Source organism: Rhodococcoides trifolii, from assembly GCF_014635345.1.
GTDB lineage: Bacteria > Actinomycetota > Actinomycetes > Mycobacteriales > Mycobacteriaceae > Rhodococcoides > Rhodococcoides trifolii.
Genome location: NZ_BMCU01000001.1, coordinates 1,295,500 through 1,322,448, shown reverse-complemented (window position 1 = coordinate 1,322,448; position 26,949 = coordinate 1,295,500). Strand labels below are relative to the sequence as shown.

The following is a 26,949-nucleotide window of genomic DNA, read 5'->3' as shown; positions in this document are numbered from 1 at the left end:
ACCCGATGAAACTGATGCGCATTGGACCGGTCGGTGCCGAAAGCCCCGTGGTCCGCGTCGACGAGGACAACTACATCGACGTCTCCGACACGTTCCGTGACTTCGACGAGCAATTTTTCGCCGATGGCGGCCTCGACAGCTTGCGCGACCTCGTCGCCGAGCGTCGGAACGAAGTGCTCCCGTTCCGAGGCGAGCGAATCGGTGCCCCGATCGCTCGACCTCACCAGATCCTCTGCATCGGGCTTAATTACAGCGATCACGCCGCCGAGACCGGGCAGCCGGTGCCGGACGAGCCCATCCTGTTCACCAAGTCGCCGAACACCCTGGTCGGCCCCGACGACGACGTGCGAATTCCGCGCGGGTCCACCAAACCGGACTGGGAGATCGAGCTCGGTATCGTGATCGGACGCCGAACCAGCTACCTGGACTCCGTCGAGGAGGCGCGTGCCTCGATTGCGGGCTACGTACTCGTGAACGACGTCAGCGAGCGAGCGTTCCAGATGGAGCGCGGCGGCCAGTGGTGCAAAGGAAAATCCGCCGAGACGTTCAACCCGGCGGGTCCGTGGCTGGCCACCGAGGACGAGATCGACACCACGAACCTGTCGATGTCGTTGGACGTGAACGGAATTCGTCGTCAGACTGGATCCACGTCGACGATGATCTTCGATCCGCACGTGATCGTGCACTATCTGAGCCAGTTCATGGTGCTCGAGCCCGGCGACCTGATCAACACCGGCACTCCGCCCGGCGTCGGACTCGGCATGAAACCGCCGGTGTGGCTGCAACCGGGCGACGTGATGGAGTTGTCGATCGACGGACTCGGACACCAGCGCCAGAACGTGGTCGGCCCGCGATGAACGACTTCGACGGATTACGCGCGGTGGTGACCGGTGGGGCGAGCGGAATCGGAGCTGCCACCGTGGAACTGCTTCGATCTCGTGGAGCCCGGGTGGCGTCGCTCGACCTGTCCAACACCGGAGACGTGGACGGCGACATCCCCTGCGACGTCGGCGATGCGACATCGATCAGTCCCGCAACTGCTCGCGCCGTCGAGTTCCTGGGCGGCGTGGACATCCTCGTCAACAACGCCGGAATCGGTGCGGTGGGCGACGTCTCGGCCAACGACGAGGACGAGTGGATCACGGTCATGCGGGTGAACGTGCTGAGCATCGCGCTCGTCACCCGTGCACTTCTGGGCGAGCTGCGCCGGTCGCCGCACGCGGCAATCGTCAACACCTGCTCGGTGGTCGCCAACGTCGGTGTGCCGCAGCGCGCCCTGTACTCCGCGAGCAAGGGCGCAGTGCAGGCCCTCACGCTGGCGATGGCGGCCGATCACGTCAAGGAGGGCATCCGGGTCAACGGTGTCACCCCGGGCACCGCCGATACGCCGTGGGTCGAGCGACTGCTGGACGCTGCGCCCGACGCCCGAGAGGCGGCTGCCGCTCTGCGCGGACGTCAACCGATGGGTCGACTCGTCACTCCGGCCGAGGTCGCTGCGGCCATCGCGTACCTGGCGAGTCCTGCGGCGGGATCGACGACCGGAACGATGCTCGCGGTCGACGGGGGGATGAGCGGAATCAGGGTCGGGTCTTGACACTGGCGGGGCTTGCCTGGATCATTGGAGACAACGTTGTCTCACGCCCCCAAGCAGTAAGAAGTCAGTGTCAGAGCGAGCAAGCATCAAAGACGTCGCGGCCTTGGCCGGCGTCAGCTTCAAGACCGTGTCCCGCGTCGTCAACGGCGTCGACACGGTCCTCCCCGAGCTTCGTGAGCGGGTCGAGGCCGCGGTGATCGAACTGAACTACGTACCCAACTCGGCTGCTCGCTCCCTCAAGTCCGGATCGGGCAATACGATCGGCATCGTCGTCGACTCGATCGACGACGTGTTCTTCGCATCGCTCGTGAGCGCGGTAGAGGACCGCGCACTCGAGCACGGTCTGGCGGTCATCGTCGGCAGCACCGGTTTCGACGCGGACCGTGAACGCGATCAGCTCGAACGCATGGCCGGCCAACACGTTCGGGGCATCATCCTGGCGCCTGTCGGTGACCACCGCGACTTCCTCGAACCGCGACGCCGGACCTTGCCGACCGTGACGATCGACCGCGCGATTTCCGGATTCGACTCGGTGATCGTCGACGATTTCGGTGCAGCTCGGCAGGCCGTCTCGAAACTGGTCGAGAGCGGGCACAGTCGGATTGCGCTGGTGGGCTTCGACGATCGACTGCAGACCGCTCGGCTCAGGCGGGATGCGTATCTGCAGGTTCTCAACCAAGCCGGCGTCACACCGGACCCACAATTGTTCCCGTCCGTGTCACACGCGGCCGACGCCGTGCGCCCGGTGGTGACGCGCCTGCTTCTGCTTCCCGATCCACCGACGGCGTTCTTCGTCGCGAACGCGCGTCACGCCACCGCCGTGGTGTCGCTGCTTCACGAGCTGAACCGGACCGATGTCGCCTTGGTGTCGTTCGGCAGCTTCGCTCTCGCCGGGGCCGTCACACCGTCGGTCACGTGCATCGACCAGGACCCGTATCGCATCGGCAACCTGGCCTTCGACCGACTGGTCCACCGCTTCGACGACCCCTACCTCGACGTCACCGAACAAGTTGCACCCACCGTTCTGATGGAACGAGATTCACACACCATCACTCCCACGAAACGAGAATCACTGTGAGCCCCAGATACGTTGCGGGACTTGACCTCGGCAGCACCGGTGTCAAGGTCCTCGTGACCGATGCGCACGGCGAGGAAGTGCTGATCGAGCAGCGGCCGACGCCGTGGCGTCACGGCGCGGGCGGCACGACCGACCTGTTGGCCGCCGACCTGCTCGCCACCATCTCTGCATTGCTCGACGATGTGGCGGCCGAGCTTCCGGAGGGGTCGCGCATCGACGCCATCGCGGTGTCCGGCATGGGCGAAACCGGTTTCCTTGTCTCAGGAGACAACGTTGTCACCGCACCGGCGTTCGCGTGGTTCGACCCGCGGGGGCAAGAGCAAGTCGACGCGCTCCCCTCCTCGCTCACGGACGAGTTCGCCGGGGTGACAGGACTTCCCGTCGGGGTGCAGGTGTCGGTGGTCAAAATCCTCCACCTTCGCGACACCGGACTCGACCTCGCTGGTCTCCGCTGGTTCAACCTGCCCGAGTTCGTCGTGCTCTCACTCGGCGGCGACGCCGTCAGCGAACTGTCGCTCAGTTCACGCACCGGGTTGCTCGATCAGGACTCGGGCGAGCCGTGGACCGAGATGCTCGACTACATCGGCGTCGGTCCCGACTTCCTACCGCCCCTCGTCGCTGCGGGCGCCGACCTAGGATGCGCCACCGCCCCTGCGCTTCCCGAGTCGGTGTCCGGTGCACGGCTGACCGTCGCCGGCCATGACCACTTGGTCTCGGCTGTCTCCGGCGGTGCGATTCCGAACGACCGGTACCACGTGTCGATGGGCACCGCCGAGGTCCTGCTGCGCGTCGTCGACGCTCCCCTGAACCGTGCTGCACGGACCCGGCTCGCCGATCACCTCATCAATGCGGTCCGTCATGTCGTTCCGGGACAACATGTTCTGGTCGCCGGAGTGAAAACCGGATTGCTGATGCGGCGTGCACTCCAGCTCAGCGACATTCATGACCGCGCCGGCCGTGACGCTCTCGACGCCCGAATCGCCGCGTTGCCCGTCGACTCCATTTCCGACGGCGGCGTCGAGATCACCGGCGCGCGCAACGACGACGGTGTGCTCTCCGTGACGATCCGCACCGACGGCGTCGACTCCGCCGAACTGTTCCGCGCCATCCTGCTGCACGGCAACGACGAGATCGCCCGGCTCATCGAGGCTCTCGACGCCGAAGTGCCGGCGGCGCGCAGCACCCTTCTGACTGGCGGCTGGGCCGACATGGCCAGCGTCCGCGACACCCGCGCAGCTGTACTGCCGGACGTCTCCGTTTCCACCCGATCCCAGGACACCGCCTACGGTGCAGCCCTTTTCGCTGCACGGCTACTCACCCCCGAACCCGCACCACAACAACAGGAGAAGACCATGAACGAGCTCACCACTCTCGAACGCCGCGGAATGGCCGCAATTTCCACCGACGAGGGCAACATGCTCATCGTTGCCGGCGACCAGCGCAACGGAATGAAGGCCGTCATGACCGACGCCGTCGACGGACCGGGCTCGATCACCAAGGAGCAGCTCGCCGACGCCAAGGCCGATCTGGTTCGCTTCCTCGGAAACCACGCACCCGCAATCCTTCTCGATCCCGAGGTTGCGCTCCCCCAGATCGTCGACGAGGACGTCCTCTCGCGTGACACCGCCCTGGTCGTCGGCATGGACGCCTCCGGTTTCGAGGAAGTCGACGGCATCCGCTTCACTCGTTTCGTCGAGGGTATGACCCCGCGCAAGGTGCGCGATCTCGGTGGGTCCGCGGCAAAAATGCTGTGGTACATGCGTTCGGACAAGCAAACCATCGATTCCCGCGTCGGCGACGAGATCCGCGAACTCGTCAAGGCGTGCACCGACGAGGGTCTGCTGCTGATCGTCGAAATCCTCACGTACAAGCTCGAGGGCGAACCGGACGAGGACTACAAGGCCGTCTTCCCCACCCTGATCGCCGACGCAACGCAGATCTCCGTCGAATGCGGCGCCAAGGTGCTCAAGCTTCCGTACCCGGGTTCCGCCGACGCCTGCGCCGCGGTCACCAAAGCGGCACAGGGTGTTCCGTGGGCCGTCCTCTCCGCAGGCGTCGATCACGAAACCTTCATCGAGCAGGTCCGCACCGCGGTCGCCAACGGTGCCAGCGGCGCCATGGCCGGTCGGTCACTCTGGAAGGACAGCATGGCGGTCTCCGCCGAGACGCGTGAAGACCTGCTGACGAACCGTGCACTGCCGCGGTTGAACGAACTGCGCGCAGCAGTCAACGGCTGACAAACGCAGACGGCCCGCACCCTGTGGTGGTGCGGGCCGTCGCGTCGTCATCCGTCAGTGCTGCAGGGCAGGGTAATCCGTGTAACCCTTTGCGCCGTCGGTGTAGAACGTGTTCTGGTCCGGCGCGTTCAGCGGCAGATCTTCACGCCACCGGTATGCCAAGTCCGGGTTTGCGATCGCGGGACGTCCGACGACGATTGCGTCGCCGATCCCGTCTTCCGCGAGAGCCACTGCTTCGTCACGGGTGGTGATCTCACCGAAGCCACTGTTCACCAGGAAAGGACCGCCGAAGGCCTGGCGCAGGTCCTGCACCAGTGCGCCCTTCGGATCCTTGTGCAGCACACTGAGGTACGCGAGTCCCAGCGGCGCGATCCGGTCGACCAGCGCGCGATACGTCGCCCGCACGTCGTCTCGGTCCGTCTCCAGCGCGTCCTGAATGTTGTGTTCGGGGGAAATGCGAATGCCGACGCGTCCTGCGCCGAGTTCCGCCACTACCGCCTCGACCACTTCGGCCACGAGTCGCGCACGGTTCTCGGGCGAGCCACCGTACGTGTCGTCGCGAACGTTGGAGGCCGGCGAAAGGAACTCGTGAAGGAGGTAACCGTTCGCGGAATGGATCTCGACACCGTCCAAGCCTGCGTCGATCGCGTTCTTCGACGCCTGCACGAAGTCCGCGATCACCGTCTGCAGCTCGTCTGCGCTCAGCGCATGCGGCACCGGGTACGGCTTCTTGCCCTCGTACGTGTGAGTCTCGCCCTCGATGGCGATGGCGCTCGGACCGACGACCTCGCGGCCACCCGTCGTCGCCTCGTGCGTCACCCGTCCCGCATGCATGACCTGGGCGACGATCAATCCGCCCTCGGCGTGCACTGCCTCCGCGACGTTCCGCCATCCCTCGATCTGCTCGGGGGTGACGAGTCCTGGCTGTCCGGGGAAGCCCTGACCTGCGTGAGTGGGATACGTCCCCTCGGTCACGATCAGTCCGAGCGACGCACGCTGACGGTAGTGCTCGACGACGAGCGGGCCGGGAATTCCGTCCTGGCCGGATCGTGTACGGGTCAGTGGCGCCATGACCAGCCTGTTCGCCAGCTTCAGGTCACCGAGCTCCAACGGGGTAAACAACTTCATGTGGTTCGAACTCTTTCCGTCATTGAAGTTTGGACAATTACTGTCGGTAACTTCCAGGACGGGTCGAGCTATTCCGGATCGAGAGGTTGATCACGTCGGTGGAGGTCGCCGATCAGTACGCGCACTGGCCAGACGTACGCGTGCGCTACAGCGTCGGCCTACGTCTGCTCAGTTGGCGTAAGGATCGACGCCCGCATCGCCTCCACCGCGTCGCTCTCCCGGGCGGGGCCTTCGACCTCGACGTAGGCGCCGGCAACATCCGCACACGACAGCTCGATCCGCGGCCCCTCCGACAGAACCGCGGCGCACGCCGACGCCGACGCCGCAAAGACGATTCGAGCGACACCTGCCCACACGCACGCCGCCGCACACATCGGGCAGGGCTCGCCACTGGCGTACACAGTTGCACCCGCGAGCTGACCGGCCGTGAGCTGCTGAATCGCCATCAGCTCGGCGTGGGCGGTCACGTCACCGGTCGCAGCGACCTCGTTGCGGCCCTCGGCCAGGATATCGCCGGACGCCGCAACGATGACCGCGCCATACGGGCGGTTTCCATGCCCGCCCGCTTCCGCCGCGAGCTCGATACTGCGGGCCAGGTGGTCGGTGGTGCTCAACTGCTCTGCTCCATACGATGAGAGTGCCATGACCGACGTCGACATCACCCGATTCACCGACGCGCAGGAGACCGTCTACGAGACGGCCCTCGCGGAGCTGAAAGCCGAGCGCAAGCGAAGCCACTGGATGTGGTTCGTCTTCCCGCAGATCGCCGGCCTCGGGATGACGGCGACATCCCAATTCTTCGCCATCGCAAACAAAGCAGAAGCGGTTGCGTACCTTGCACATCCGATTCTGGGAGCTCGCTTACGGGAGTGCAGCCAGGCGTTGTTGGACAGCACGAGCACCAATATTTCGGCGATTCTCGGCTCACCAGACGACCTCAAACTGCGCTCATCCATGACGCTGTTCGCGCAGGTAGCCGAGAACGAGACGCTGCTCGACGACGTCATCGCCAAGTTCTACGACGGTCCCGATTCCCGGACGCTCGAACTTCTCGATACCTGACTCAGACCAGCCAGGACAGCACAGCGCCCTTCGACCAGCACCGACCCACTGCCTCTGCGTGCACCATTCCGTCATCGACGACGGCCACCCCGATGATGCTGTGACCGGATGCCGGACGGTCTCCGAGCGTCGGAACATCAGGGGCGACGCCGACTCCCTCTGCCGACACCCACGCCAGCGGGCGACTCGCCCCCCGCAGTTCCTCGAGGAAACGCAGCCGGTGCTCACGCGACAACCGCGACAGCGCCCACGTCGTCGTCACGATCGGTATCGCATCGACCGGCACCCTGCCGATCGCATCGGACACGCTGGAGCGCAACAGAAGATGAGGAGTCGACGCGAGCAGCTCTGCCTCGGCGGACGGGTATCCGCCGGTGTCGACCGGGTCAGAGTCCACACCGATTCGAGCAACCACCGGCGGAATCGAACCGCTGGGCACAGAACGCTCGCCGACGACCCGAGCCGACACCTGAACGGGAGAGGCCATGTCGCCCAACGTGTGTCCGCTGCCGTACGAGATGCCGACACGGTCGACGATCAAATTCAGACCCGCGCCGCATTCGACGTCGATCAATCCCACCGCGGTCGCGTCGACCCGTCGCGCCGCCTCGACGATGGCCGGATACAGCACGGAATGGCGACCCGACACGGCGCGGACCTTCTTCGACGTGGGCACCCGATGACCCTAGGCGCCGTGTCTCTGCTGTGAGCAGAACGGCCGACCAGTTCGGGGCGTCGGGGCTAGGGTTCGGTCATGGGCGAGGTCATTCGAATCGATGAACGTCGAGCAGCGCGCACCGTCGAACCCCTCTGGCGCGAGGTTGTCGGCAAACGATTGCGCGAGCGCCGGCAGAGTCGGAAAAGCACCTTGACCGAGACCGCAGCGCGGGCCGGCATCTCGCCGCAGTACCTGTCCGAACTCGAACGGGGCCGCAAGGATGCGTCGAGCGAGATCCTCGCGGCCGTCGTCGGCGCGCTGGGGACGTCCATGGCGGAGATCGCCGGCCAGGCGCACCAGGATCTATCGCGCGGTGGCGCAACCCTTCTCGCCGCTTAGCGGCGTTCCAATACCTGATCGACGACGCCATAGGCGAGTGCGGCCGATGCCGTCAGCACCAGGTCGCGGTCGGTGTCGTGACGGAGCGTCTGCGCATCGCGGCCCGTGTGCTTGGCCAGAATCGCTTCCATTTCCGAGCGCACCCGAACCACCTCGTCGGCGGCGAGGATGAGGTCCGGAATGGTGCCGCGACCCTGCGCCGCAGGCTGGTGCAATACCACCCGGCTGTGCGTGAGCGCTGATCGTCGTCCCGGCGCTCCTGCGGCCAGCAGTACCGCTCCCGCCGCGACCGCTTGCCCCACACATGTTGTTGCAACCGGTGATCCGATGAACTGCATGGTGTCGTAGACAGCGAGCATCGCGGCGGTGTCGCCGCCCTCGCAGTTGATGTACATCGAGATCTCTTGGTCGGGAGAATCCGCCTCTAGGTGCAGCAATTGCGCGATCAACGCGTTCGCAACGCCCGCGTCGATGCCGGTTCCGAGGTAGACGATTCGCTCGCTGAGCAGGTGCGAATACACGTCGACGACGCGTTCGCCCCGCGAATCTCGCGTGATGACATTGGGAATCGTGTACGTGCTCATCGGGCCACCGCCATTCCGAAGGACGCCCGTCGAGCGGGCATGACTTGATCGAACGAGTCGACGATGGCGTCGACGAAGCCGTAGTCGCGGGCGGCGTCGGCGGTGAACCATCGGTCGTGCAGCGAGTCCTCGAAGATCTGCTCACGGGTCTGGCCGGTGTCGTCTGCAATCAGACCGAGCACGGTGTCGCGCGTGTGCCGCAGGTCGTTCGCCTGCACCTCCACCTCGACGGCGGATCCTCCGATCCCGGACGATCCCTGGTGCATCAGAATCCGCGAGTGCGGCAGGGCGAATCGCTTGCCGGGTGTCCCGGACGATAACAGGAATTGACCGGCGCTGCAGGCCAATCCGAGAGCCAGGGTCGACACGTCGCACGGGACGAGACGCATGACGTCGCGGATGGCCAGCATGGAGGGCACCGATCCGCCGGGCGAATGGATCCACAGCGCGATGTCGGCCGAGGGATTCTCTGCGGCAAGGGTGAGGAGGTGAGTAGTGAGGACAGTTCCGTTGTCGTCGTCGAGTACACCGTCGAGGACAAGGACGCGGTGGCGCAGTAGTTGATTACGGAGTTCGGGCGGGAACATTCGCGGTGATTCGCTCATGACCCAAGTGTCGAATGCGGGTTGTGTTGTGCGCCAGTGGTTCTGCTGTGGGCAGCGGGTCTGCTCAGAGCAGAGGGCTCGAGGTGAGGCCTCAAAGGCTGGTCGAACTTCCAGATCTGTGTAAATCTGTTCTACTGCCCATTCGAGACCAGGAGATCTATATGAAGACAGTCACCTTCGCCGACGCACTGACCCACTTCCAAGACCTCGTCGACGCTGCCGCGAACGGTGCGGAACCCATTGCCATCAAGTCGGACGCGGGTGATGCCGTGCTGATGTCGACGTCGGATCACGGCGCCATGCTGACCACTTTGCACCTGCTTTCCAGCCCGACTAACGCCCGTCATATCTACGAGAGCATCAACCAGGCGCGTCGCGGCGACGTCGAATCTGTAGAACTCGAGGGCGTCGCTTCAGAAACTGACGATTAGCGCTGCAGGACGCGGTGACCTGCATGCGCAGAACACGGGGAACCGATACGGTGCCCAATGCGTCCAAGTTCTCAGGGGGTGGGGAATGCGTCGACTAGGCGTTGCGGTGGTGGGCCTGGCTCTCGTGGCGGGATGCAGTGGTCAGACCGTGGCCGGAACACCGGTGGTCGACGCGAACAGCTTCGAACTGTTCGACCCGTGCGAGATCCCGGCAGAGTCGGTGCGAGCGGCGGGGGCGGATCCGGACGACGTGGTGGCGAGGGATTACTTCGGGGTGGAGGCGGAGGATTGGGATTTGTGCGGCTGGGACGCGGGTTGGTTCTACCTGACCGTCTTGTCCACGACGCATACATTTCAGCAAATCAAGGACAACCCGCAAAGCTACGATTTTCAAACCGTTCCGGTCGGCGCACGTGATGCAGTGAGCTACATCGACAAAAGTGATACAAACCGGGACGTCTGCGAAGTGGCATTCGCATGGACACGGGGCGCAATCGTCGTCAGCATCGATACCAAGGGTGGGCTCGCTAAGGCTGAAGACCCGTGCGCTGTTGCGGTGCGATCTGCGAACGTACTTGACCCCGTTCTCCGGAGATAAGACTGAGGGTGCATTCATGACAGAACCGTTGAGTATCGAGCCAGGCGCCGCGGAAACCTGCGCTGATGCGTGGAGGGAGTATGGCGACAAGCTTCGGGATCTCAAGTACCAGGCAAGCAGATTCGTCCGGCTCGACGCTTTCGGCACCCTCCCCTCCGGCCAGCTGCTCGGCAACAAGTTCCTCCAGCTTGCAGTCGGCTCCGACCGGTCTTTCGCATCGGTGATCCAGCAGCACATCGACATCGCCGACCGAATGCACGAAACCTTCCTCGCCGCTGGCCGCGCCTACGCCGAGACCGAGGCCCAGAACGCCGAGAGGCTCACGAACTCCGAATAAGCGCGCCTCCGTCGGACTATCGCCCCCAACCCCCGAACCCGTCACACTGACACCGTGAAGATCACCGACGCCCAGCGACGGGCACGACTGACGCGCACTCACCTCGCCCAGCAGACTCGGCCGGAAGATGTCGTCTCGGCCCTGCTCGCGTTGCACGCCACCGACCCTGCCAGCGTGTATTTGTCGATCTTCGCGAGGTCACGAAAAATCACCGTCGACGACATCCGGGCGTCGATGTACCAGCAGCGCAGCCTCCTTCGCATGATGGGCATGCGCAGAACCATGTTCGTGGTGGCCAACGACGACGTGCCGATGATTCACTCCGCGGCCAGTGTGGGAGTGGCCAGGGTGATGCGCGCACGGCTGGTGAAGCAGGTGACCACCCTGCCGACCGATCCGGTGGTCGACGACGTCGACGCGTGGCTCGCCGATGTCGAGCGAGACACACTTGCCAAACTGCGAGAGCTCGGAACGGCAACCGGCGCCGAACTGTCCGCCGCGGTCCCCGGCCTGCGTACCGCGCTGCTGCCCACCACGGACAAGGCCTACGACGTCAAGCAGAACGTCACCTCGCAGGTGCTCGTCATGCTCGCCGCCGAAGGCCACATGGTCCGGTCCGAGCCCCGCGGCAAGTGGACGTCACGCCATCACACGTGGGCACCGATCGAGCACTGGTACCCAGACGGCGTCCCCCATCTCGACGAAGCCACTGCGCGAACGGAATTGGCGCGACGCTGGCTCGAGGTGTTCGGGCCGGCCACGTTCGAGGATCTGCAGTGGTGGACCGGGTGGAACAAGACGCAGACGCGTTCGGCGGTATCGGCGATCGACATCGTCGACGTCGAACTCAGCGAGGGCGCTGGAATCATGCTGCCCGACACGCAGTTTCCGAGGAAGGCACCCGGCATTGCACTCCTGCCGTCCCTCGACCCCACACCGATGGGGTGGAAACGCCGCGACTGGTACCTCGGCGATCACGGACCCAAGCTGTTCGACACGTTCGGCAACATCGGGCCGACCGTCTGGTCGGACGGTCGCATCGTGGGCGGGTGGTCCGTCAGCTCGACCGGTGAGGTTCTGACCGAGCTGTTCGACGACATCGGCAGCGCCGCAGCCACAGCGGTCGACGCCGAGGCCGAAAGGCTGACGGCAGTACTCGACGGCATGCCCGTCGTACCGACCTTCCCGACCCCGACCGAGAAAAAACTTCGGGGTCGTTCCTAGAACAGTACGAATGGGGCACAGTGTTTGCCATGAGCGAAGACGTCGAGTCATCGGCCCCACCGAAATGGAAGGTCGTCGGCCCCGGACTCGTCGTGGCCGCAACGGGTATCGGAGCGGCCGATCTCGTCGCAACACTGGTGGCCGGGTCGCGCTACGGATACGCCTTGCTGTGGGTGATCATCGTCGGCGTCATCATGAAAGTCGTTCTCGTCGAAGGCGCCGGGCGGTACACGTTGGCGTCGGGCAACACGATCTTTCAGGGTTGGCGATCGCTGGGCAAATGGACGACGGCGTACTTCGCGCCGTACATCGTGATCTGGGGATTCGTGTACGGCGCAGCGGCGATGTCGTCGAGCGCACTTCCCATCGTCGCGCTGTTTCCGTCGTTGAACCTCAAAGCCGTGGCCATCATTTCCGGCCTGTTGGGGTTCGCGCTGATCTGGCTGGGGAGCTACGGATTCTTCGAGAAGATCATCACGGTCTTCGTCGGCATCATGTTCGTGACGGTCATCGGTGCGGCCGTCGTCGCCGTGCCGAACATCCCAGCGGTGGTGAAGGGCATCGTCCCGACCATCCCCGACGGCTCCATCGTCTATGTGCTCGGACTGGCCGGCGGCGTGGGCGGCACCATCACGCTCGCCGCCTACGGGTACTGGCTGCGCGAGAAAGGCTGGATCACACCGAAGTTCATGAAGGTCATGCGCATCGACAACGCAATGGCCTACGTGATCTCCGGCATCTTCGTGCTCGCGATGCTCATCGTGGGTGCCGAACTCCTCTATTCGTCGCAAATCGCCATCAGCACCGGAGATCAAGGGCTGATCCAACTTTCGGACGTCCTCGCCGACCGCTACGGCACGGTCTTCGGCTACGTCTTTCTGATCGGGTTCTGGTCGGCGTCGTTCTCGTCGCTCATCGGTGTGTGGAACGGCGTGAGCCTGATGTTCGCCGACTTCATCGGCAACATGAAGGGACTTCCGCAAGGCCACGAGGACACACGCGTCGGCGGCAAGTACTTCAAGTGGTACGTCGTATGGCTGACATTCCCGCCCATGGCCCTGCTGTGGCTCGACGAGCCGATCGGCCTCGTGCTGGCCTACGGCGTGCTCGGCGCAGTGTTCATGCCGTTCCTGGCCGTCACTCTGCTCAGGCTCCTGAACTCGGACCGCGTCCCGACGCAGTGGCGCAACGGGTGGTTCACGAACATCGTTCTCGGTGTCTGCACCATCTTGTTCGCCTGGCTCGCCGTCGACCAGGTTCACTCGGTCATCACCAGTTACCTCTAGAGCGTGACCCCCGTCACGAGCGGCTCGGGTTTTCCATCGAGCGGTCACCAAGCCGGAACGGACGGCGATTTGCGCGAAACGCGTTCAGACGGATAGTTGAACAATAAAATTAGGCCCTGAAACCAGTTCGAGAACAGGACGGTTGAGGGGGTACGAAGGTGCAGGCGATCGTCGACGGCCACAACGATCTCGCATGGGCAATTCGTCAGGACTACGGGTCGAACCTCGATGCCGTCGACCTCGCCGGGTCGGTGCCCGAACTGCACACCGATCTCCCCCGCTTGAAGGTCGGTGGGGTCTCCGGGCAGTTCTGGTCCGTCTACGTCTCCCCGGACACCTACTCCGGCCCTTCTGCGGTGACCGCGACACTCGAACAAATCGACCTGGTCAGGAGGTTCGTCGCACGGTTCCCCGACGAACTGGTGCTGGCAACCACCGCCGACGAGGTCGAATCGTCGGGTCACCGGATCGCGTCTCTGGTGGGCATGGAGGGCGGACACTGCATCGACGGGTCCCTCGCCGTTCTGCGGATGATGTACGCGCTCGGCGTGCGCTACTTGACCCTGACTCACAACAAGAACGTTGCCTGGGCCGACTCGGCCACCGACGTTCCCGTGTTGAACGGTCTGTCCGAGTTCGGCGAGAGCGTCGTGCGCGAGATGAACCGGCTGGGAATGCTCGTCGACCTCTCGCACGTGTCCGCCGACGTCATGCGACACGCACTCCGCGTGAGCTCGGCACCGGTGATCTTCAGTCATTCTTCCGCCCGAGCGCTGTGCGACCACCCACGAAACGTCCCGGACGACGTCCTGACGGCACTGGCGGACAACGGCGGCATCTGCATGGTCACTTTCCTGCCGGCGTTCGTCTCACCGGCCGTCAGGGCCTGGCACGCGGACGCCACGGCCACGGCGACACTCCGGAACATCAGCAAGCGCACTCCCGAGTACAGCGCCCTCATGGCCGAGCTCGAAGAGCGGTCGCCACAGCCTTCGGCCACGTTGTCGCAGGTCGTGGAGCACATCGAACACGTCCGCGATGTTGCCGGGATCGACCATGTCGGTATCGGCGGCGACTACATGGGCGGCGAGCCGATGCCCGAAGACCTCGAGGACGTGTCGAGATACCCGATGCTGTTCGCGGCCCTCGCCGGTCGAGGTTGGTCGGAAACCGAGCTGGACAAGCTCGCCGGGGCGAACATCCTTCGCGTGCTCAGAGCAGCCGAGGGCGTTGCGGACGCGTTTTCTACCGACGCTGTTCGGAATGCGACACGCCGATCGGACACGGCCTCGAACTCGGCGTGTCCACCTGTGGCAGTTTGCAGGAACCGCTCGGAGCAGGTAAACCTATGATGCAGGTCACAATAGTCTGCTGGCGGGGCGTGCCCGAGCGTCAATTCGTAACTGTTGCTTCGTCAGTCGGAGAAGACGCAGTGAAGAAATCTACGACCGAAGGCGGTCCTCGATGTTGTGTACACAGCGCATGAAGCCGATGCCTCGCACGCTGACGGGTAATGCTGCGTACAGCGCATGGGAGCGTTTCGTCAAGGGCGACAACGACGTCGGTGACGTCCGGCCCGAGGTTGCGATGTCCTGGCAGCGCTCTCGTGACCACTTCCGCGTCGACCCGTTTCTGTCCGAAGCCCCGGTGGCTGTCGAAGAGGTCGACCACCATCCGCTCGAGAACGACGTCGTGTTCGCCGAGCTGGGCTTCCGTACCGCGTCCCTCGTGCACGAAGTCACCAAATTCGGTGGAATCGCCATCATCGCCGACGCCGACGGCCGAGTCCTTGCCCAGTGGGGCGACAAGGCCACTCTCGCGATCGCCGCCGACGCCAACCTGGCTCCGTGGTTCAACTGGTCGGAACGCGCCGTCGGTACCAACGGCATCGGGACCGCACTCGGAACCCGAAATCCGTTGATCATCAAGCGCGAAGAGCACTGGTGCGAGGCGTTTCACGACTGGACGTGCGCGGGCGTTGCGGTGCGTGACGTGGTGACCAAAACCCCCATCGCCAGCCTGAACATCTCGTGCTGGCGCAACGAAATGCCCGCAGCGGCAAGCGGCTGGCTGGCCAACGCCGCCGCCCACACCCAGAGTCGGCTCCGCGTCTATGCCCGTGACGGTGGCAGCGAACTGGTCGGTGCCTTCAACCACGCCCGTGGCCGGTCGGCGCAACCGGTTGTCGCAGTCGACGCCTCGGGCAAGGTCGTCATCGCCAACGACACCGCCAGCGTGCTGCTCGGCGTCCCCAACAACGTTCCCGCCGTCGATCCCGCGCTGCGGTGGAACCCGAAGCTTCCGGCGTTCATTTCTGCCGTCCAGTACGCCAGCAAACGAGCCGCCCACGACCCCGACTGGGTCGGCACGAGTCAGATCTTCACCCACCTCACGGACGAACCGTCGCCGATCAGAATCCGCCCAGTGTTCCGACAGGGGAACCTGGTCGGCCACGTGGTCACGTTCGGCGTCTCCGAGGGTGCGCAGCTACCGACACCCGACGCGAAGCTCGTGTCCAGCGACCCCGCTCATCGCGTCGTGGGAGTTCGGGAAAACCGAATGGTGTTGCTCCGGCTTCCCGAGGTGATGCTGGCCGAGTCGGACGGCAACGACGTCTGGCTGTCCACGGACCAGGGCAGGATGCGCGCCGCGTCGCCCGGCCTGGACAAGCTCGACAACGAACTGAGCGACGCAGGGTTCCTGCGTGTCCACCGTCAGTACGTCGTCAATCTCAGCCGTGTTCGCGAGATCGAACGTCGCGACAAGGGCGAACTGGTTCTCGTGATGGACGATTCCGAAAACACCATGGTGCCGGTGTCCCGACGCAACGCGCACGCAGTGCGCGCCGCGCTGGGCGTCTGAGGCCCCGCGCGAAGAAGAAGGTGATCGCATGCCGGCGAGTCCAGATACCTACGTAGCCCGCAACTACGGGCAGACCTTGGGTGCGCGCAAAACGATTGCGCATCGCGGTAAGAAAGCCATCCGTGGAGATCAGCACGGGTGCCTTCCGACGAAACTCGACCTGAAGTACCTCGCTCGCCCGAGCGACAACGCCAACCCGATGGGTGAGGACTTCGACTACGCGACTGCGTTCCAGTCCGTGGATCTGGACGAACTCGGACGCGACGTGGACGAAATGCTCACGCGCTCACAGGAATTCTGGCCCGCCGACCACGGCCACTACGGGCCGCTGCTCCTCCGCATGGCCTGGCATGCGGCAGGCACCTACCGGATGGGCGACGGCCGCGGCGGCGCCAGCGCAGGCATGCAACGGTTCGCGCCGTTGAACAGCTGGCCCGACAACGTCAACCTCGACAAGGCACGCAGGCTTCTGTGGCCCGTCAAGCAGAAGTACGGCGCCGCGCTCTCCTGGGCTGATCTCATGGTGTTCGCGGGCACCCGCGCGCTGGAGTCGATGGGGCTCGAGACGTTCGGCTTCGCGGGCGGCCGTGAAGACGTGTGGGTTGCCGACGAGATCTACTGGGGTCCCGAGCACACCTGGCTCGCCGACGAACGCCATTGCGGCGTACGCGATCTGGACGAGCCTCTCGCGGCGTCGGTCATGGGACTGATCTACGTGGACCCGCAAGGACCGTCGACGACACCCGACCCGCGGGCCTCCGCTCGCGACATCCGTCAGACGTTCGCCCGGATGGGGATGAACGACGAAGAAACCGTCGCTCTCATCGCCGGCGGACACACGTTCGGCAAGACCCACGGGGCAGCAGAACCGGGTGCTCACCACGGGCCGGAACCGGAGGATGCACCGCTCGAAGCGCAGGGCATCGGCTGGGCGAGCAGCTACGGCACCGGCAAGGCCGAAGACACCATCAGCAGTGGGCTCGACGGGACCTGGACCCCCACACCGACCAAGTGGGACAACAGCTTCCTCGAGACGATGTTCGCCTACGAATGGGACGTCGCGCTCAGCCCGTGCGGTATGTGGCAATGGATTCCGCGTGGCGGTGAGGGCAAGGGCACCGTGCCCGACGCCCACGACCCGTCCAAGACACATGTCCCGACGATGCTCACCACAGACCTTGCGCTGCAGGAGGATCCGGCCTACCGAGAGATCGCGTTGCGATTCCTCGAGCATCCGGACCAGCTGGCCGACGCGTTCGCTCGATCGTGGTTCAAGCTGACGCACCTCGACATGGGCCCGGCCGAGCGGTACCTGGGCTCTCTCGTCCCCGCCGAGCGGCTGATCTGGCAGGACCCGGTGCCTCCCGCTCGACACGACACCATCTGTGCCGCAGGCATGGCCGCACTGAAGGACCTGATTCTCGAGTCCGGCCTCAGCGTCTCCGATCTCGTGTTCACGGCATGGGCGTCGGCTTCGACCTACCGCGACAGCGACAAGCGTGGAGGCGCGAACGGCGCACGCATCCGTCTCGAACCGCAGCGGAACTGGGATGTGAATCAGCCCGAGGCGCTCTCTTCCGTGCTGAACACACTCGAGCAGATCCGGGAGACGTTCAACGAGTCCCGAGGCGACGACACCGAGGTCTCGCTGGCCGACGTGATCGTTCTCGGCGGCTGCGTCGCGGTCGAAAAGGCCTCGGCCGACGCCGGTTACGAGATCGAAGTCCCCTTCCGGCAGGGCCGTACCGATGCGACTCAGGAATGGACCGACGAGGAGTGGTTCGCGGCACTCGAACCGAAGTCGGACGCGTTCCGAAACTACGAGGGAAAGGGCAACCGCTGGGCGCCCGAAGCCTTGCTTCTCGAGCGCGCCAACCAGTTGACCCTGACTGCACCCGAAATGACGGTGCTGCTCGGTGGCCTACGGGTGCTCGGTGCCAATTACGGTCACTCCCCCCTGGGGGTGTTCACCGAACGGCCGGGGACGTTGACGAACGACTTCTTCGTCAACCTGACCGACCCCGACATGGTCTGGGGTGCGAGCACCACGGACGCGGCGGTGTACGAGGGCCGTCACTGCGTTACCGGTGAGCTCTCGTGGACCGGAACCCGTATCGACATGGTGTTCGAGTCGGCGTCCCAATTGCGTTGTCTCGCAGAACGATATGCATCGAACGACGCTCGTGAGACGTTCGCAGCGGACTTCGTCCGCGTGTGGGACAAGGTCATGAATCTGGACATGTTCGGCCGCTGACAACGCACGACCGTGAGCCCTCCCCGCAGCTGCGGGGAGGGCTTTCGTGTGTTCCGAGGCGGACCAGTGCTGCACCCCGTTGTGACACCCGTCACCACGAACGGTGCCTCTCGGGGTGCGAACGGGAGAGCGTGACGGTCCAGCGGTCCCCGCTTTACGGGGATGTCGTTTGTTCGTAACGTTCGTGGTGTCCGCAAAGCTCGAAACAGGCGCTCGCACAATCGAACAGATCGAACGAGTGCGGTAGTACGTCACGAGATGTGGCACAGCATCAACCGGATCAATCGAACGAGAACAGAGGAGGCAAGCCCATGACCACAGTGATCGAAGACGATCTGCCCCAGGACCGCGTAGACCTGCTACAGGAACTCGGCCTGGACGCTCAGAACCGGGCGACCATGGGTCGAGTCGTCGGAACCGGCAACATCGCCAAGGCGAAAGAGCTGCCCGACGGCACGATGGAAGCGACGGTCACGATCGTCGAAGACACGTGCGCGTGGGACCCTGCGATCCTGGTCCTTCCCCACGGCGGAGAGATCAAGCTGACGGTCGTCAACGACGACACGAACACGCACTCCGCTCTCTTTCCCAGCAACGGGGACAGCAAGTTCCTGTGGCTGATGAATCACTCACGCGGTACGGCCACCCTCAACCTCGATGGGCCCGGCTACTACTGGTACAGCTCGCCCGGCGGCAACGACGAAGGCCGTGGCCTCACCGCCGCCATCGTCGTCCTCGGCGACGTCCCGCCCGAAGCCCGTCTCGATCGACCCGACCAGCCGCGGCCTTAAGAAGGAATAGATATGACTGTCGAATATCTCGAAGCCGGCGAAGCGATCAGCCACGGAGCGTTGAGCGCCCGTCCCGGTGTCGCACCCGCCGTGACGGACAACGTCAACTCGGAGCGTCTCATCGACGCCCGCAACGAGTCGCAGAACTGGCTCACGTACTACGGCGCCTACGACGGCCAGCGGTACAGCCTGCTGGACCAGATCAACGCCGAGAACGTCGCGAACATCGGACCCGCCTGGATCTTCCAGGCAGGTACGGCCGGCACCATCGCCGGCGCGTCGACGTACGCCTTCGAGAACTGCCCCTTGATCGTCGACGGCATCATGTTCGTCACCGGTTGGGACGGGTGGTTCTGGGCCCTGGACGCGAAGACGGGTGAGCAGCTCTGGACCTACAAGCACGCAGTGCCGTTCGATGTATCGCTGTGCTGCGGCAACGTCAACCGCGGCTGCGCGATTGCCAACGGCAAGGTCTACTTCGTGACCCCGAACGCCCAGCTGCTGGCGCTCGACGCCACCAACGGCTCCGTGGTCTGGACGAAGACCATCGGCGATGTGCGCGCGGGTGAAAGTGCTTCTCTCGCACCGCTCGTCATCAAGAACACCCTGATCACGGGTAGCGCGGGCGGCGAGTTCGGCGTTCGTGGACACATCGACTGCTGGGATCTCGAGACCGGCGAGCAGATGTGGCGCACCTACACCGTTCCCAAGCCCGGCGAGCCCGGCTCGGAGACATGGCCCGACGACGGCGAGGCATGGCAGCGTGGCGGCGGAAACCACTGGGTCACCGGAACATACGATCCCGAGACCAACCTGTACTACGCCGGTACCGGCAACCCCGCGCCCGACTTCGACGGTGGCGTTCGTGAGGGCGACAACCTCTACACCGACAGCGTCGTTGCGCTGGACGTCGACACAGGCCAGATCAAGTGGCACTACCAGTTCACGCCGCACGATCTGTGGGACTACGACTCCACGATGGAGATGACGCTCTTCGAGCGTGACGGCAAGAAGCTGCTGGCGCACTTCGACAAGAACGGCTACATGTTCGTGTTGGATCGCACCAACGGTGAACTGCAGCACGTCACCCCCTTCGTCGACCGCATCGACTGGGGCGTCATCACCCGCGACGGCAAGGTCACTCCTCGTAAGTACCCGGACAAGGAAGGCGAGCCCGTCCACTTCTACCCCGGCCCCGCCGGCGCCAAGGAATGGACGCACGCCGCGTACAGCCCGAAGGAAGATCTGTTCTACGTCCCGGTCGCCGACGTGGGCGCTACCGCGACCCGTCGTCGCCGCGAGTTCAAGGAGGGCATGCCCTACTGGAGCGCCGGCGTTCAGGTCGACATCGACGACATGGCCGGATCGGTCAGCGCGTTCGACAGCCACGGCGAAGAGAAGTGGCGCTGGCGCCTCGACTACCCGATGGCCGCGTCGGTGCTCGCCACCGCAGGTGACCTCGTGTTCGCGGGTACGCCGACCGGCGAGTTCGTCGCCCTCCACGCCCAGACCGGCGAGAAGTTGTGGCAGTTCCAGTGTGGCAGTGGCCATCACAGCAGCTGCTCGACCTACAGCGTCGACGGCAAGCAGTTCGTCGTCGTACCGGTCGGCTGGGGCGGTTGGCTGGAAGGCATCATCCCCGGACTGCTCGGCGCAGGCCACGGCAGTGCGTTGATTGCCTTTGCTCTACCGGATTCGTTCCTGCAGAGCAGCTGATCGCAACGCAGCCTGCACCACGCAGGTTGTTCGAAGAAAAAACACAGAAAGAGAGAAACACGATGGAACGCAACACCACTGACAAGGTTCTGACCAAGTGGACGTCCCCCTCGGTCACCGAGATCCGAGTTTCCGCCGAGGTGACGGCATACGTGGCCGTCATGGGTGGAGCGAAGTAACTCGTGCTTGACGGGCGCTGGGCCGAAAGGCCCAGCGCCCCTTCGGGGTTTCAAGGGAAGGTTCAGCTGTGTGGGTACGAGTGTTGGGATCTGCGGCGGGCGGCGGTTTTCCGCAGTGGAATTGCACGTGCCCGTCCTGCCGCGCGGTGCGGTCCGGATCGCGGCCGAGCATCGCTCGTAGCCAGTCGTCGATTGCGGTGAGCGCCGACCGCGAGCGATGGTTCCTCCTCAACGCCTCACCGGACATCCAGTCCCAGATCGAGTCGTTCCCAGACCTGCACCCCGACGAAGGACGAGTGTCGCGACTCGAAGCCGTTCTGCTCACCGACGCCGAACTCGACCACACCATCGGACTGCTGCTGATGCGCGAAGGTCGCGGAATCGAAGTGCACGCAACGGATTCGGTACACGAGACGCTGACGACCGGCACCTCGGTGCTCCGTACCCTCGAGGCGTACTGCCCGGTGAAATGGCAAGAAGTCGTGCCCGGTGCCGAGGTGAGCCTCGGTGACGGATTGTCGTACAGCGCATTCGACGTTCCGACGGAGAAGTCGATGCGATTCCCGGGTGCTGCGGCGTACGGTCGAGTCGTGGGATACCGCCTCACCGACACCCGTAGCGGCCGCAGCCTGGTCTACCTACCGTGCGTGCAGACGCTGACTTCCGAGATCGTCGAGCAGCTCGCGGGAACATCCGCCCTGCTGATCGACGGAACCTGTTGGCACGACGACGAAATGCCCAGCCTGGGTCTGGCGTCGAAGACGTCGCGCAGCATGGGGCACGTTCCGATCACCGGGCCCGGCGGAAGTCTTGAAACGCTCTCGCAGCTCCCGATCGACCGTAAGGTCTATATCCATATCAACAACTCGAACCCGATCCTGCTCGACGATTCACCCGAGCGGGCGCACCTCGACCGACACGGCATGGAAGTCGCCGTGGACGGTCTCGAACTAGAGATCTGAGGAACGATGACCACGGCAGCACTTTCGCCAGACGAACTCGAGGAAGCCCTCCGCACCCACGTCAAGGGGTATCACCACCAGCATCCCTTCCATCTTCGGATGAACAACGGTGAGTCGACGCGCGAGGAGATTCGGGGCTGGGTTGCCAATCGTTTCTACTACCAGCTGAACATTCCCAAGAAGGACGGCGCCATCCTCAGCGCCTGCCCGGACCGCGAAGTCCGTCGCCGCTGGGTTCAGCGCATCGTCGACCACGACGGCACCACCGAAGGCACCGGCGGAATCGAAGCGTGGCTACGCCTCGCCGAAGCAGTCGATCTGAGCAGGGACGAAGTCGAGGACGCGCGGCATCTGTTGCCGGGCGTGCGTTTTGCCGTGGACGCGTACGTCAACTTCACTCGGACCAAGCCGTGGGTCGAGTCGGTGGCGTCGTCGTTGACCGAACTGTTCGCACCCGATCTGATGACGGACCGGCTGGCCGCCTTCGAGCGCCACTACACATGGATCGACCCGAAAGAACTCACGTACTTCCGCACGCGCATCGTGCAGGCGCCCCGCGATTCCGATCACGGTCTCGAGATCGTGCGAAAGTACTGCACCACCAAAGAAACACAGGATGCGGCCATGTCGGCGCTGTCCTTCAAGTGCGACGTGCTGTGGAGCATGCTGGACGCGATCGATCTGGCGTATGGACATCGCTGACGACGTCGATCGTCCGCGTCTTGCACCGCACGTCCGGCTGAAGTACGACGCCGCGCGGGAGCAGCACGTGCTGCTCTCGCCGGAGACCGTGTGGGTCCTCAACGGCACCGGTGCGGCAATCGTGGAACTGTGTGACGGACACCGAACCGTCGCAGAGATTCAGCGCGAATTGTCGAACCGCTACGAGCAGGTTGCCGACGACGACGTCCACCGCTTCCTCGCCGATCTCATTCCCAAACGCTGCATGGAGGTTCACCATGGTTGAACATGTCCCGGACAAGCCTTTCGCACTTCTTGCAGAGCTGACCTACGCCTGCCCGCTGCACTGCCCCTACTGCTCCAACCCGGTCGAGATGGACAACTTCCGCAACGAGTTGACGACCGAGGAGTGGCAACGGGTCATCACCGAGGCTGCCGAATTGGGTGTGCTCCAACTCCACTTCTCGGGCGGCGAACCACTGCAACGGCGTGACATCGTCGAATTGGTCCAGCACGCAAGCAATCTGGGCCTCTACACCAACCTGATCACCAGCGGCCTCGGGTTCTCACCCCGCCGCGCCGAAGAACTGCGCGATGCGGGCCTCGACCACATCCAGGTCAGCATCCAGGCAGACGAGCAGGCGCTGTCCGACCGGATTGCCGGCACCACGTCGTTCGAGCGCAAGCACGTGGCGGTAGACCTGGTGAAGAAGATGGGCTGGCCACTGACCCTGAACGTCGTGCTGCACGCGCAGAACATCGACCGGATGGACAAGATCCTCGAGATGGCGGCCGCGATGGACGCCAACCGCATCGAACTGGCGAACACGCAGTACTACGGATGGGCCGGAAAGAACCGGACCGAGTTGCTGCCGACACGAGACCAACTGGACCGCGCCGAGATTGCCGTGCGCGACGCACAGGCGAAGTTCGGGGACCGCATGGAGATCATTTACGTGATCCCCGATTATTACAGCAAGTTTCCCAAGCCCTGCATGGACGGCTGGGCTCGTCGCCAGTTCACCGTGATCCCCAACGGGGACGCACTCCCCTGCCCTACGGCACACGACGTCGCGGATTCGGTCGGCATTCCCCACGCCAACGTGCGGGAGAACTCGCTGGGCTGGATCTGGGAGTCGTCGCCACTGTTCCAGCAGTTCCGGGGCCAGGACTGGATGCCGGACCCGTGCCGCAGCTGCGACCGCCGCGAGATAGACTTCGGTGGATGTCGTTGCCAGGCACTGGCACTCACCGGTGACGCAGCGCGGACCGACCCGGTCTGCCATCTCTCTCCGGACCACGGACTGGTCGAGGCCGCGGTCACCGCAGCCAACGATCCGACGCGGCCCCACAACGCACCGATGATTCCACGGCCGAATCCAAGCCGGATTCGGTCCCCACTCACACTAGAGGTCAAGTAAATGGCTGCTTTTCTGTCACTGGTCGCTGTCGCATTCGTCCTGAGCCTGGACAACTTTCAGTCCTCCATAGGCTTGGGTACGACCAAGCCCCCGTGGACTCGAATCTTCCAGTGCGCAACCGTGTTCGCAGTTTTCGACGCCGTGGCGCCCATGATCGGCGTGTGGGTCGGCGGATTCGTCGGAGACGAACTGGGTGAGACTGCCGAGCTCGTTGCGGCAGGTCTGCTCGCGGCCTACGCCGTCTACCTGATCGTGCACTCCATTCGGACGGAGAAAGCAGGCGACCTCGACAACCCCTGGGTGATCCTGGGCCTGCCCATTCCATTGAGCTTGGACAACCTGTTCGGCGGAGCAGCTCTCGGCGCGCTCGGCTACTCTGCCGTGCTGGTGGGCGTGGTGGCCGGAGTCATCACCTTCGCCATGTCCCTGGCGGGCTTGACGATCGGCCGCTTTGCGGCCGCCAAGGTTCCGATCCGCACCGACCTGTTCGGCGGCGTGGTGATCCTCGTCCTGGCGGGCGTGATGGTCGCAACCGGATGACGGCCCCCGACGCCGTGACGGAGCAGCGGCCCCCGTGCTTTCAGTGCGGGGAGCCGTACACCCCGGCCACCACTGCTCGACACACGGAGCCGGTCACCTGCTCGTGTGCCCGGTGCAGCGGAATGCCGGCCTGCTTCACATGCCGGAACATGTACTGCGCCTGCAACATACACATCTGAACAACAGCACACACCGGTTCGCCGGGCTACCTCGGTAGCCCGGCGAATCGGCGTATCGTATCGAGTCCCTCGACCGTGCCCGGCCAATGCTCGTCGATGGCCCGCGACCCCGATCTGCGTGCCACCGACCGTAGGACGAGCGCGACGACGATCGCGTCGTCGGCGTACCCGAGCACCGGAATGAAGTCGGGGACGATATCGATGGGCATGGCCAGATACATCAGCAACAGAACGAGTCGAAGACGCACTCCGCGGCGGCGGTTCGGGTCCGCAGCCAATCGTCTGAGCAGGCGAACCACGTCGGGCAACAACCGCAAGGCGTCGCGTAGGTGAGCCTGGTCGGTCTTGGTCCGCCACAACACGATCAGCAGCGAACCCCACAGGAGCAGCAGCCCGGCGGCGACACCGAGAAGTACCGGCCAGAGAACGTCGAACAGGTGAGACATGACCTGGCCCACCTTTCGTCGGTGTCAGCCCGTGATGGCGAGAACTTCGCTGTCGGTGAACTCTACGCCGACCGACGCGATCGCCCGTGCCGCACAACGATTTGCGTCGAAGAGAATCGTTTCGAGATCGTTCAGCGCGATCGACCGGAGGCGCCGCTGCGGGTCGCTTCGACGACCGAGGAGTTCGCGTTCGGTCATCGTGTGCAGCAACCCCGCCATGAACGCATCTTCCCAGTCGACCACGTCCGCACCCGGCAGACGCTTGCTCTGCATGCGCACCGACCCGTGACGAGTGAATCCCGTTGCCCCAGAGCCGCCGTGGGTGAGAACGAGGATCTCGGGCCCGCGCGACATCAACCAGCGCACGGCGTCACCGTGGCCGTCGGTGGGCCGTAACCACGCCAGGTCCGCATCGCTCAGCTTGACGATGTTGCTGTGGGAGATCATGTCGTCGACGCGATCGGTCATCGTCTGCCAGGGACCCATGGCCGCGCGGCGAACACCGACGTCGTAGCTGGCGGTCGTGTCGGCGTCCCGAGACGCGACCAGTCGTGCCACGTCCTCGGCTCCCGACCCCCGCACGACGGCGAGCGAGCCGACGTGCAGGTGGTCGACGGTCGGCACGTCGAAACCCGTGGGCTGCCAACGCAGGTCGACGATCTCCTCACCGGGCCGCTCGACGCGTGTCATGGTCGTGGACGTACCGACAGTACGGTCGCCGGCCTGAACGACACGAACGCCGCAGCGGGCGAGTTCGTGATCGATGGCGCGCCCGTGCGGGTCGTCTCCGAACATGGTGATCAGGGTGGTCGCCGTACCGAGGCGGCCGAGGCCGCGCGCAACGGTGGTGGGCCGACCGCCGACGCGTTCGCGGCGCGTGCCGTCGGCGGTGACGAGGATGTCGACGAGGGCCTCCCCGAGAACGGCGACGTCGTGACGGGTGCTTGGTGTAGCGGGCATGGGGGGAGGCCTCTCTGCTGAGTCGATCTGTGGGGGTGTTACGACGAAGGTCCCCGAACACTGGTGCGTTCGGGGACCCTCGTGGAGTACGGCCTTACGCGGCCAGTGCGTCCTTGAGCGCCTTCGCAGCTGCGCCCGGATCCTCGGCGCTGTAGATTGCGCCACCGGCGACGGCGACATCGGCGCCGGCTTCCTGGACTGCCTTGATGGTGTCGACCTTCACGCCACCGGCGACCGAGAACGGAACACCGGCTTCGCGGCCGTCGTCGAGAAGTGCCTGGATCGAGTAGCCGGGCTGTGCCTGCTCGTCGAGTCCGGCGTGGATCTCGACGAACGCGACACCGAGCTTGGACACCTCGCGGGCCCGCTCGACACGGTTCTCGACGCCGATCAGGTCGCAGACAACCTTCTTGCCGTGCTTCACGCCTGCTTCGACGGCACCCTTGATGGTGGCGTCACCGGCAACACCGAGAACGGTGACCAGGTCGGCTCCGGCGGAGAAGGCGATGTCCGCCTCGAGGAATCCGGCGTCGGCGGTCTTGAGGTCGGCGAAGACCTCCTTGTCCGGGTGCGCCGCCTTGATGGCGCTGATGGCGCTGAGGCCGGCACTCTTGATCAACGGGGTACCGAGCTCGATGATGTCGACGTGCGGTGCAACTTTGTGCAGCAACGCGAGCGCGTCTGCGGTGGTGAGAAGGTCTACTGCAACCTGAAGCTTCGTCATTGAATTTCTCCTA

General features: G+C 64.6%; 30 protein-coding genes. 22 read left to right on the top strand and 8 right to left on the bottom strand.

Translation table 11 applies throughout. The features are described from left to right. Positions 1-5 precede the first annotated feature (5 nt). The 4 genes from IEW02_RS06215 (at position 6) to IEW02_RS25070 (ending at position 4,909) form a co-directional block, all read left to right on the top strand. Positions 6-857, top strand: a complete 852-nt coding sequence (locus IEW02_RS06215; RefSeq protein WP_188543759.1) for a fumarylacetoacetate hydrolase family protein — start codon at positions 6-8, stop codon at positions 855-857. Continuing rightward, a complete protein-coding gene (locus tag IEW02_RS06210) occupies positions 854-1,594 on the top strand; it encodes an SDR family NAD(P)-dependent oxidoreductase (protein ID WP_188543758.1) in 741 nt (246 codons plus the stop codon). The genes IEW02_RS06215 and IEW02_RS06210 overlap by 4 nt, the downstream gene beginning before the upstream one ends. Positions 1,595-1,661: 67 nt before the next feature. After that, complete coding sequence (locus tag IEW02_RS06205; RefSeq protein ID WP_188543757.1) at positions 1,662-2,672, top strand: LacI family DNA-binding transcriptional regulator; 1,011 nt, start codon at positions 1,662-1,664, stop codon at positions 2,670-2,672. Next, a complete protein-coding gene (locus IEW02_RS25070; protein ID WP_229745798.1) occupies positions 2,669-4,909 on the top strand; it encodes an FGGY family carbohydrate kinase in 2,241 nt (746 codons plus the stop codon). Before IEW02_RS06205 ends, IEW02_RS25070 begins: the two co-directional genes overlap by 4 nt. A 54-nt stretch (positions 4,910-4,963) precedes the next feature. On the opposite strand, the gene IEW02_RS06190 is transcribed toward IEW02_RS25070, so the two are convergent. Together IEW02_RS06190 and IEW02_RS06185 are read right to left on the bottom strand one after the other, a co-directional pair. Next, positions 4,964-6,037 carry an alkene reductase gene (locus IEW02_RS06190; protein ID WP_188543756.1) on the bottom strand — a complete coding sequence of 358 codons (1,074 nt, stop codon included), beginning with the start codon at positions 6,035-6,037 and terminating at the stop codon, positions 4,964-4,966. 158 nt (positions 6,038-6,195) lie between these two features. Continuing rightward, positions 6,196-6,681, bottom strand: coding sequence for a nucleoside deaminase (locus IEW02_RS06185; RefSeq protein WP_188543755.1), 486 nt, complete (start codon positions 6,679-6,681; stop codon positions 6,196-6,198). On the opposite strand from IEW02_RS06185, the gene IEW02_RS06180 reads away from it, so the two are divergent. Then, a complete protein-coding gene (locus tag IEW02_RS06180; protein WP_188543754.1) occupies positions 6,680-7,099 on the top strand; it encodes a DUF1810 domain-containing protein in 420 nt (139 codons plus the stop codon). The two genes, IEW02_RS06185 and IEW02_RS06180, sit on opposite strands and share 2 nt — an antisense overlap. A gap of 1 nt (position 7,100) precedes the next feature. On the opposite strand, the gene IEW02_RS06175 is transcribed toward IEW02_RS06180, so the two are convergent. Next, positions 7,101-7,775, bottom strand: a complete 675-nt coding sequence (locus IEW02_RS06175) for a DUF2332 family protein (RefSeq protein ID WP_188543753.1) — start codon at positions 7,773-7,775, stop codon at positions 7,101-7,103. A gap of 78 nt (positions 7,776-7,853) precedes the next feature. Here IEW02_RS06175 and IEW02_RS06170 point away from each other — a divergent pair, with 78 nt between their 5' ends. Then, on the top strand, positions 7,854-8,156 hold the full coding sequence (locus tag IEW02_RS06170) for a helix-turn-helix domain-containing protein (RefSeq protein ID WP_188543752.1): 303 nt from the start codon (positions 7,854-7,856) through the stop codon (positions 8,154-8,156). Here IEW02_RS06170 and IEW02_RS06165 read toward each other — a convergent pair. Both IEW02_RS06165 and IEW02_RS06160 read right to left on the bottom strand, forming a co-directional pair. Beyond that, positions 8,153-8,740, bottom strand: a complete 588-nt coding sequence (locus tag IEW02_RS06165) for a ClpP family protease (RefSeq protein WP_188543751.1) — start codon at positions 8,738-8,740, stop codon at positions 8,153-8,155. The genes IEW02_RS06170 and IEW02_RS06165 overlap by 4 nt on opposite strands. Next, a complete protein-coding gene (locus IEW02_RS06160) occupies positions 8,737-9,345 on the bottom strand; it encodes a ClpP family protease (RefSeq protein WP_188543750.1) in 609 nt (202 codons plus the stop codon). The genes IEW02_RS06165 and IEW02_RS06160 overlap by 4 nt, the downstream gene beginning before the upstream one ends. 161 nt (positions 9,346-9,506) lie before the next feature. Here IEW02_RS06160 and IEW02_RS06155 point away from each other — a divergent pair, with 161 nt between their 5' ends. From IEW02_RS06155 to IEW02_RS06080, 16 genes are all read left to right on the top strand, one after another. Next, positions 9,507-9,776 carry a type II toxin-antitoxin system Phd/YefM family antitoxin gene (locus tag IEW02_RS06155; protein WP_188543749.1) on the top strand — a complete coding sequence of 90 codons (270 nt, stop codon included), beginning with the start codon at positions 9,507-9,509 and terminating at the stop codon, positions 9,774-9,776. A gap of 85 nt (positions 9,777-9,861) precedes the next feature. Further along, a complete protein-coding gene (locus tag IEW02_RS06150; protein ID WP_268236702.1) occupies positions 9,862-10,374 on the top strand; it encodes a DUF3558 domain-containing protein in 513 nt (170 codons plus the stop codon). A gap of 16 nt (positions 10,375-10,390) precedes the next feature. After that, entirely contained in the window at positions 10,391-10,711 is a 321-nt protein-coding gene (locus IEW02_RS06145; RefSeq protein ID WP_188543747.1) for a hypothetical protein, read from the top strand. 54 nt (positions 10,712-10,765) lie between these two features. Continuing rightward, positions 10,766-11,935 carry a winged helix DNA-binding domain-containing protein gene (locus IEW02_RS06140; RefSeq protein ID WP_188543746.1) on the top strand — a complete coding sequence of 390 codons (1,170 nt, stop codon included), beginning with the start codon at positions 10,766-10,768 and terminating at the stop codon, positions 11,933-11,935. A 29-nt stretch (positions 11,936-11,964) separates the two neighbouring features. Beyond that, positions 11,965-13,221 (top strand): Nramp family divalent metal transporter, encoded by a 1,257-nt coding sequence (locus IEW02_RS06135; RefSeq protein ID WP_188543745.1) that lies wholly within the window; start codon positions 11,965-11,967, stop codon positions 13,219-13,221. A 158-nt stretch (positions 13,222-13,379) separates the two neighbouring features. Continuing rightward, positions 13,380-14,573, top strand: coding sequence for a dipeptidase (locus IEW02_RS06130; protein ID WP_188543744.1), 1,194 nt, complete (start codon positions 13,380-13,382; stop codon positions 14,571-14,573). 130 nt (positions 14,574-14,703) lie between these two features. Further along, complete coding sequence (locus tag IEW02_RS06125; RefSeq protein WP_229745797.1) at positions 14,704-16,083, top strand: DNA-binding protein; 1,380 nt, start codon at positions 14,704-14,706, stop codon at positions 16,081-16,083. 28 nt (positions 16,084-16,111) lie between these two features. Then, entirely contained in the window at positions 16,112-18,337 is a 2,226-nt protein-coding gene (katG, locus tag IEW02_RS06120; protein ID WP_188543742.1) for a catalase/peroxidase HPI, read from the top strand. Positions 18,338-18,648: 311 nt separating this feature from the next. Next, the gene (locus tag IEW02_RS06115; protein WP_188543741.1) at positions 18,649-19,128 is read left to right on the top strand and encodes an MSMEG_3727 family PQQ-associated protein; all 480 of its coding nucleotides are present in this window, start codon (positions 18,649-18,651) and stop codon (positions 19,126-19,128) included. Positions 19,129-19,140: 12 nt separating this feature from the next. After that, positions 19,141-20,844, top strand: a complete 1,704-nt coding sequence (locus IEW02_RS06110) for a PQQ-dependent dehydrogenase, methanol/ethanol family (RefSeq protein WP_188543740.1) — start codon at positions 19,141-19,143, stop codon at positions 20,842-20,844. A gap of 62 nt (positions 20,845-20,906) precedes the next feature. Then, on the top strand, positions 20,907-21,023 hold the full coding sequence (gene pqqA, locus IEW02_RS06105) for a pyrroloquinoline quinone precursor peptide PqqA (RefSeq protein ID WP_188543739.1): 117 nt from the start codon (positions 20,907-20,909) through the stop codon (positions 21,021-21,023). Positions 21,024-21,091: 68 nt separating this feature from the next. Beyond that, a complete protein-coding gene (gene pqqB, locus IEW02_RS06100; RefSeq protein ID WP_188543738.1) occupies positions 21,092-21,985 on the top strand; it encodes a pyrroloquinoline quinone biosynthesis protein PqqB in 894 nt (297 codons plus the stop codon). A gap of 6 nt (positions 21,986-21,991) precedes the next feature. Next, entirely contained in the window at positions 21,992-22,687 is a 696-nt protein-coding gene (gene pqqC / locus IEW02_RS06095) for a pyrroloquinoline-quinone synthase PqqC (RefSeq protein ID WP_188543737.1), read from the top strand. Next, positions 22,674-22,952, top strand: a complete 279-nt coding sequence (gene pqqD, locus IEW02_RS06090) for a pyrroloquinoline quinone biosynthesis peptide chaperone PqqD (protein ID WP_188543736.1) — start codon at positions 22,674-22,676, stop codon at positions 22,950-22,952. The genes pqqC and pqqD overlap by 14 nt, the downstream gene beginning before the upstream one ends. Next, complete coding sequence (gene pqqE / locus IEW02_RS06085; protein ID WP_188543735.1) at positions 22,945-24,087, top strand: pyrroloquinoline quinone biosynthesis protein PqqE; 1,143 nt, start codon at positions 22,945-22,947, stop codon at positions 24,085-24,087. Before pqqD ends, pqqE begins: the two co-directional genes overlap by 8 nt. Further along, positions 24,088-24,627, top strand: a complete 540-nt coding sequence (locus IEW02_RS06080; RefSeq protein WP_188543734.1) for a manganese efflux pump MntP — start codon at positions 24,088-24,090, stop codon at positions 24,625-24,627. Positions 24,628-24,832: 205 nt separating this feature from the next. On the opposite strand, the gene IEW02_RS06075 is transcribed toward IEW02_RS06080, so the two are convergent. From IEW02_RS06075 to hxlA, 3 genes are all read right to left on the bottom strand, one after another. Next, positions 24,833-25,252, bottom strand: coding sequence for a YkvA family protein (locus IEW02_RS06075; RefSeq protein ID WP_188543733.1), 420 nt, complete (start codon positions 25,250-25,252; stop codon positions 24,833-24,835). 24 nt (positions 25,253-25,276) lie between these two features. Then, positions 25,277-26,212: a carbohydrate kinase family protein gene (locus tag IEW02_RS06070; protein ID WP_188543732.1), complete on the bottom strand. Its 936-nt coding sequence runs from the start codon at positions 26,210-26,212 to the stop codon at positions 25,277-25,279. 94 nt (positions 26,213-26,306) lie between these two features. After that, complete coding sequence (gene hxlA / locus IEW02_RS06065) at positions 26,307-26,936, bottom strand: 3-hexulose-6-phosphate synthase (protein WP_188543731.1); 630 nt, start codon at positions 26,934-26,936, stop codon at positions 26,307-26,309. Positions 26,937-26,949: the final 13 nt, after the last annotated feature.